At 68.8% G+C, this 6,000-nt stretch carries 6 protein-coding genes; 2 read left to right on the top strand and 4 right to left on the bottom strand.

From position 1 onward, the window contains the following. The first annotated feature begins 574 nt into the window (after window positions 1–574). On the top strand, window positions 575–1,612 hold the full coding sequence (trpS, locus tag ACFY10_RS31785) for a tryptophan--tRNA ligase (protein ID WP_390668644.1): 1,038 nt from the start codon (window positions 575–577) through the stop codon (window positions 1,610–1,612). Here trpS and ACFY10_RS31780 read toward each other — a convergent pair. After that, a complete protein-coding gene (locus ACFY10_RS31780; protein WP_390668643.1) occupies window positions 1,540–2,562 on the bottom strand; it encodes a GlxA family transcriptional regulator in 1,023 nt (340 codons plus the stop codon). The two genes, trpS and ACFY10_RS31780, sit on opposite strands and share 73 nt — an antisense overlap. 75 nt (window positions 2,563–2,637) lie before the next feature. Between ACFY10_RS31780 and ACFY10_RS31775 the strand changes: the two genes are divergently transcribed. Continuing rightward, window positions 2,638–3,225, top strand: coding sequence for a cysteine hydrolase family protein (locus tag ACFY10_RS31775; RefSeq protein WP_390668642.1), 588 nt, complete (start codon window positions 2,638–2,640; stop codon window positions 3,223–3,225). Window positions 3,226–3,241: 16 nt separating this feature from the next. On the opposite strand, the gene proC is transcribed toward ACFY10_RS31775, so the two are convergent. The 3 genes from proC to ACFY10_RS31760 all read right to left on the bottom strand — a co-directional run bounded on the left by proC (window position 3,242) and on the right by ACFY10_RS31760 (window position 5,984). Beyond that, complete coding sequence (gene proC / locus ACFY10_RS31770) at window positions 3,242–4,054, bottom strand: pyrroline-5-carboxylate reductase (RefSeq protein WP_390668641.1); 813 nt, start codon at window positions 4,052–4,054, stop codon at window positions 3,242–3,244. Window positions 4,055–4,368: 314 nt separating this feature from the next. Next, window positions 4,369–5,163, bottom strand: a complete 795-nt coding sequence (locus tag ACFY10_RS31765; protein WP_390668640.1) for an ABC transporter permease — start codon at window positions 5,161–5,163, stop codon at window positions 4,369–4,371. Continuing rightward, on the bottom strand, window positions 5,160–5,984 hold the full coding sequence (locus ACFY10_RS31760; RefSeq protein WP_390668639.1) for an ABC transporter ATP-binding protein: 825 nt from the start codon (window positions 5,982–5,984) through the stop codon (window positions 5,160–5,162). The genes ACFY10_RS31765 and ACFY10_RS31760 overlap by 4 nt, the downstream gene beginning before the upstream one ends. Window positions 5,985–6,000: the final 16 nt, after the last annotated feature.

The raw sequence follows: 6,000 nt of genomic DNA, 5'->3' as shown, positions 1-6,000 counted from the left end.
CCGATCCGATTTCCTCGGTGCTTTCCAGGATCCCGCTTTCGCGTTTCCCTTTCCGGCGCTTCCGACTCTATCAGATCCTTTCGGGCCTGACTCCCAGTCAGAGGGGGCTGTCTTCCGGGCCGTTGGGCCGTTCCGACGAGTGAGACTTTAGCGGATTCCCGGCTCCCGAGCTAATCGGGGTCCGCGTCCTTTCGAACGTGGATTCCTCATTTCGTAAATACGCATGCCAATAACGCGACGCCAGACAGATCGACTGGCTGTCGAGTAGTGGTTGGTACTTGCGAAGTGGCTGTCCGGGGACCGACCGCAGTCGGCGCTCACGTCGGACAACTCGGAGAACACTACGTAGCGGACGGAGGTGTGTCAACTCGCCTCCGGGCGGCACCTGGGAGGCGTAGGCTGTGGGGCATGACTACGCGTACGTGTACCCAGCAGTGGTGGGCCGCCTGACGGCGGCCGTACTCACGTATGCGTTCAACGGCCGCCGCCTCGGCGGCCGTTCTTGTTTCTCCCTCCTGAGTTCCTGAGGGGCGGCCGGCCGGGACGGCGGTCTCGACCAGGAGGTGGAGAAGAGATGACGCGGGTTTTCAGCGGGATCAAGCCGACCGGGCATCTGACGCTGGGGAACTACCTGGGTGCCATGCGGCAGTGGGCCGCGGTGGACCAGCACCGGGCGGATGCGCTGTTCTGCATCGTCGATCTGCATGCGCTGACCGTGGACCACGATCCGGCGCGGGTACGCAGGCTCAGTCGGCAGGCCGCGACGCTGTTGCTGGCGGTGGGGCTGGATCCGGCGCTGTGCACCGTGTTCGTACAGAGTCATGTCGATGAGCACGCGCGGCTGTCGTACGTCCTCGAGTGTGTGGCGACCGACGGTGAGATGCGGCGGCTGATCCAGTACAAGGAGAAGGCTGCGCGCGAGCGTGAACGGGGTGGGAGTGTGCGGCTGTCCCTGCTGACGTATCCGGTGCTGATGGCGGCGGACATCTTGGTGTACGGGGCGGACGAGGTGCCGGTAGGGGACGACCAGGCGCAGCATGTGGAGCTGACGCGGGATCTGGCGGTGCGGTTCAACCAGCGGTACGGGCATACGTTCGTGGTGCCGAAGGCCACGCTTCCGGTGGTCGCGGCGAGGGTCATGAACCTGCAGGCACCGACTTCGAAGATGGGGAAGTCGGACGACTCCGGGCCGGGGATCGTCTATCTGCTCGACGAGCCGGATGTCGTGCGGAAGAAGATCATGCGGGCTGTGACCGACAGTGGGCGGGAGATTGCGTACGACCGGGTGGAGCGGCCCGGCGTCACGAATCTGCTGGAGATCCTGGCGGCGTGCACGGGTGGGAACCCAGAGGCCTTGAGCGGTGTATATGAGTCGTACGGGTCCTTGAAGAAGGACACCGCAGAGGCCGTGGTCGAGCTCCTCAGGCCCGTACAGGAGAGGCACAGGGCACTGTGCGCTGATCCTGGTTATGTGGAGGGGGTGCTGCGGGATGGTGCGGACAGGGCCCGGGCGTTGGCCCGGCCGACCGTGGATGCCGCTTATCGCGCGATCGGGTTGCTGCCGGCTGCTTCGGATACCGGTGCCGGTGTGGTGCTGAACGCGGCTCGGTAGGCGCGCGGGCTGGTGGCGAGGCGCGATGCGAAGTGCTGGCGCATCGTGACCTCGCTGCCGAAGCCGGCGCGGCGGGCGACCTCGGGCATGGGCAGGTCGGTGCGTTCGAGGAGTTTCTGGGCTGCGGCGATGCGCTGGTCGAGTAGCCAGCGGAGCGGGGGCGTGCCGGTCTGCGCGGTGAAGTGGCGGGCGAAGCTGCGTGGGGACATGCCTGCTTGGGTGGCCAGGTCGGCGACGGTGAGCGGTTCGTGCAGGTGGCGCAGGGCGTGTTCGCGTACGGCGGCGAGGGTGTCGGCGTCGCGGTCCGCGCGGGGTGTGGGGTGCTCGATGAACTGTGCCTGGGTGCCGGTGCGGAAGGGGGCGGTGACCATCGAGCGGGCGATAGTGGCTGCGGCTTCGGCGCCGTGGGCCTGACGTACGAGGTGGAGGCAGAGGTCGATGCCGGCTGCGGTGCCGGCTGCGGTCCAGAGGTTGTCGTCCTCGATGAACAGGGCGTCGGGGACGACAGTGACTTGGGGGTGGTGTGCGCGGAGAAGGCTGACGAGGTTCCAGTGGGTGATGGCGCGGCGGCCGTCGAGGAGGCCGGCCTGGGCGAGGGTGAAGGCGCCGCCGCAGAGGGCCGCGATGGTGGTGCCACGGGCGTGCGCGCGGCGGAGGGCGTCGAGGACCGGGGTGGGCGCGGGTGTGAGGTGGTCGTCGAGGCCGGGGATCACGATCAGGTCGGCGCGGGACAGCCAACTGAGGGTGCGGTCCGCATGGAGGGTCATGCCTCCGCGCATGGGGATGGGGGTGGTGGTGTCGGTGGCGACTCGACGCAGATCGTAGGCGGGGGCGCCGCGGTCGGTGCGGTCGCTGCCCCAGACCTCGGTGATGACGGATACGTCGAAGGCGCGGATGCCGGGGAAGGCGACGAGGGCGACGCGGTACGTGTCCTCTGCGGCATTCTCCATGAGTGGCAGTAAACCATCGATCGCTGGCTTTTCACCCTCTGGGGTGCGCGTTCCCCCGGCGGCAGGATCGTGGGCATGGAAATCGCAGAGAACGCAGCGCTGGTGGTTGTGGACGTGCAGAAGGGCTTCGACGAGGCCGGCTTCTGGGGGCCGAGGAACAACCCGGAGGCCGATGACAACATCGCTTCGCTCATCGACGCGTGGCAGGCGACAGGGCGGGCGGTCGTCTTCGTACGGCATGACTCGCCGAAGCCCCAGTCGCCGCTGCGGCCGGGGTACGAGGGGAACGAGTTCAAGGAGTACGTGGAGCGGCGGCGTGGCAAGGGGGCCGGTGCGGCCGAGCTGTTGATCACGAAGACCGTGAACTCGGCCTTCTACGGGACGCCGGATCTGGACGCCTGGCTGAGGGCGGAGGGAATCTCGCAGGTCGTTGTGGCCGGGATCCAGACCAATATGTGCGTGGAGACGACAGCTCGGATGGGCGGGAATCTGGGGTACGACGTGGTGGTCGCGTACGACGCGACGTACACCTTCGATCTCGAGGGGCCGTTCGGCTGGCGACGGAGTGCGGAGGAAGTTGCGCAGGCGTCGGCGGTGTCACTGCACGGGGGCGGTTTTGCGCGTGTGGTGGCCACGAAGGAGGTGGTGGACGCAGCGGGGTGACCGCCCCCGGCGGGGGTCAGTCCTTCTTGCCGGAGGCGAGTTCGCGGCTGCGGTCGCGGGCGGCTTCGAGGGCGGCGATGAGGGCGGCTCGTACGCCGTGGTTCTCGAGTTCGCGGATGGCGTTGATGGTGGTGCCTGCGGGGGATGTGACGTTCTCGCGGAGCTTGACCGGGTGTTCGCCGCTGTCGCGGAGCATCGTCGCTGCGCCGATCGCGGACTGGACGATCAGGTCGTGGGCCTTGTCGCGGGGCAGGCCGAGCAGAATGCCGGCGTCCGTCATGGCTTCGACCAGGTAGAAGAAGTACGCCGGGCCGGAGCCGGAGAGGGCGGTGCAGGCGTCCTGCTGGGACTCGGGGACGCGGAGGGTTTTGCCGACGGCACCGAAGATCTCCTCGGCGTGGGCGAGGTGGTCGGCAGTGGCGTGGGTGCCGGCGGAGATGACGGACATGGCCTCGTCGACGAGGGCGGGGGTGTTCGTCATGACGCGGACGACCGGTGTGCCGGTGGCGAGGCGGTCCTCGATGGAGGCGGTGGTGATGCCGGCGGCTCCGCTGATGACCAGGCGGTCGGCGGGGACGTGGGGGGCGAGTTCGTCGAGGAGGGTGCCCATGTCCTGTGGCTTGACCGTGAGGATCAGGGTGTCGGCGGTTTTGGCGGCTTCCGGGTTGGTGACCACGGTGACGCCGTAGCGGGTGCGGAGTTCTTCGGCTCGCTCCGGGCGGCGGGCGGTGACCAGAAGGTCGGCGGGGGCCCAGCCGGCGCGGATCATTCCGCTGAGCAGGGCTTCGCCGATCTTGCCGGTGCCGAGGACTGCGACTTTCTGGGTCATGGCTGGGGTGCCCTCCGGGGGTGCGTCGTCCGGAGTACATCGTCGCACCGGGGGTGGGTGGGTGGCTTGGGTGTCCGGTGGGCGGGACGTCGGCGGGTGGGTTGCCGTAGGGGTTTCTCGCCCCCGCCGCCCTTACCCGTCCCTTCCCCAGGGGCTCCGCCCCTTCGACCCCGCCAGGGGCTCCGCCCCTGGACCCCCGATCGGCCTGAACGGCCTCGTCCTCAAACGCCGGACGGGCTGAGTGTGCTGACCGGCCTCTTCCTCGAACGCCGGACGGGCTGAAGGGTGCGGATCGGCGTTCAGAAGCGCAGAGGTCATGTCGTCCTGCGCCTCAGTGTTGCTGCGCCCAAGCCGAGTACCAGGAGGGCGCAGCCTGCCACGATCAGGGCGTCTCGGATGAAGTTGGCTGTCATGTCGGTGTGTTTGAGGACTTCGTTCATGCCGTCGACGGCGTAGGACATGGGGAGGACGTCGGAGATGGCCTCGAGGGCGGGGTGCATGTTGGAGCGGGGGGTGAAAAGGCCGCAGAGGAGGAGCTGGGGGAAGATCACGGCCGGCATGAACTGGACCGCTTGGAATTCGGAGGCCGCGAAGGCCGAGACGAAGAGGCCGAGGGCTGTGCCGAGGAGAGCGTCGAGGAGGGCGACCAGGAGGAGCAGCCAGGGGCTGCCCGTGACGTCCAGGCCCAGGAACCAGACCGCGAGGCCCGTGGCCAGGGCGGACTGGATGATCGCGAGGGTGCCGAAGGCGAGGGCGTAGCCCGCGATGAGATCGCCTTTGCCGAGGGGCATGGCCAGGAGGCGCTCGAGGGTGCCCGAGGTGCGTTCGCGCAGGGTGGCGATGGACGTGACCAGGAACATCGTGATGAGCGGGAAGATGCCGAGGAGCGATGCGCCGATGTTGTCGAAGGTGCGCGGGCTGCCGTCGAAGACATAGCGCAGCAGGAACAGCATCAGGCAGGGGATGACGAGCATCAGCGCAATCGTGCGCGGGTCGTGGCGGAGCTGGCGGAGGACCCGGGCCGCGGTGGCGGTGGTGCGGGAGGCGTTCAGGGCGCGGGTGGGGGCGGGTGTCGCCGTCGTACCGGTCGTGGTCGTCGTGGTGCTCATCGGGTGGTCTCCTTCTCGCGGGCGGCGGCGGTCGCCTCGTCGACCAGGTGCAGGAAGGCCGCCTCGACCGTTTCGGAGCCGGTGCGGGTGCGCAGGGCGTCGGGGGTGTCGTCGGCGAGGATCTCGCCCTCGCGCATCAGGAGGAGGCGGTGGCAGCGCTCGGCCTCGTCCATGACGTGGGAGGAGATGAGGAGGGTCGCGCCGCGGTCGGCGGCAATGGAGTGGAAGAGGGTCCACAGGTCGCGGCGGAGAACCGGGTCCAGGCCGACGGTGGGTTCGTCGAGGACCAGGAGTTCGGGGGCGCCCAGCAGGGCGACTGCCAGGGAGACGCGGCTGCGCTGGCCGCCGGAGAGGTTGCCGGCGAGGACGTCGGCGTGGGAGGTGAGGTCGACGTCGGTGAGAACGCGGTCGATCTCGTGGCGGCGGTCGGAGGCGGAGCGGCCCGGGGCCAGGATCGCGGTGAAGTAGTCGAGGTTCTGGCGGACCGTCAGGTCGTCGTAGACGGAGGGGGCCTGGGTGACGTAGCCGATGCGGGTGCGGAGCGTGGGGTGGCCGGCCGGGCTGCCCAGGACCTTCAGGGTGCCGGTGACCTTGGCCTGGGTGCCGACGATCGAGCGCAGGAGCGTCGACTTGCCGCAGCCCGAGGGGCCGAGCAGACCCGTGATCTGGCCACGCGGGACGGTGAAGTCGAGGCCGCGCAGGACGGTGCGGGGGCCGCGCACGACGGTGAGACCTTCGGCTCGGACGGCGGGAGCAGGGGGAGTAGGAGAGACAGGGGGAACAGGGGGATCGGTGGCCGGGCCTGCAGAGTAATTCATCATGTGATGAATAATGCTC

Origin of the sequence: Streptomyces sp. NPDC001401, from assembly GCF_042895385.1 — a bacterium.
GTDB lineage: Bacteria > Actinomycetota > Actinomycetes > Streptomycetales > Streptomycetaceae > Streptomyces.
The sequence above is the reverse complement of the archived record's forward strand: the minus strand, read 5'-3'. Positions and strand labels throughout refer to the sequence as shown.

Coding starts and splice junctions, on each gene's coding strand:
- trpS (WP_390668644.1), top strand. CDS start 575: ATGACGCGGGTTTTCAGCGGGATCAAGCCGACCGGGCATCTGACGCTG.
- ACFY10_RS31780 (WP_390668643.1), bottom strand. CDS start 2,562: ATGGAGAATGCCGCAGAGGACACGTACCGCGTCGCCCTCGTCGCCTTC.
- ACFY10_RS31775 (WP_390668642.1), top strand. CDS start 2,638: ATGGAAATCGCAGAGAACGCAGCGCTGGTGGTTGTGGACGTGCAGAAG.
- proC (WP_390668641.1), bottom strand. CDS start 4,054: ATGACCCAGAAAGTCGCAGTCCTCGGCACCGGCAAGATCGGCGAAGCC.
- ACFY10_RS31765 (WP_390668640.1), bottom strand. CDS start 5,163: ATGAGCACCACGACGACCACGACCGGTACGACGGCGACACCCGCCCCC.
- ACFY10_RS31760 (WP_390668639.1), bottom strand. CDS start 5,984: ATGATGAATTACTCTGCAGGCCCGGCCACCGATCCCCCTGTTCCCCCT.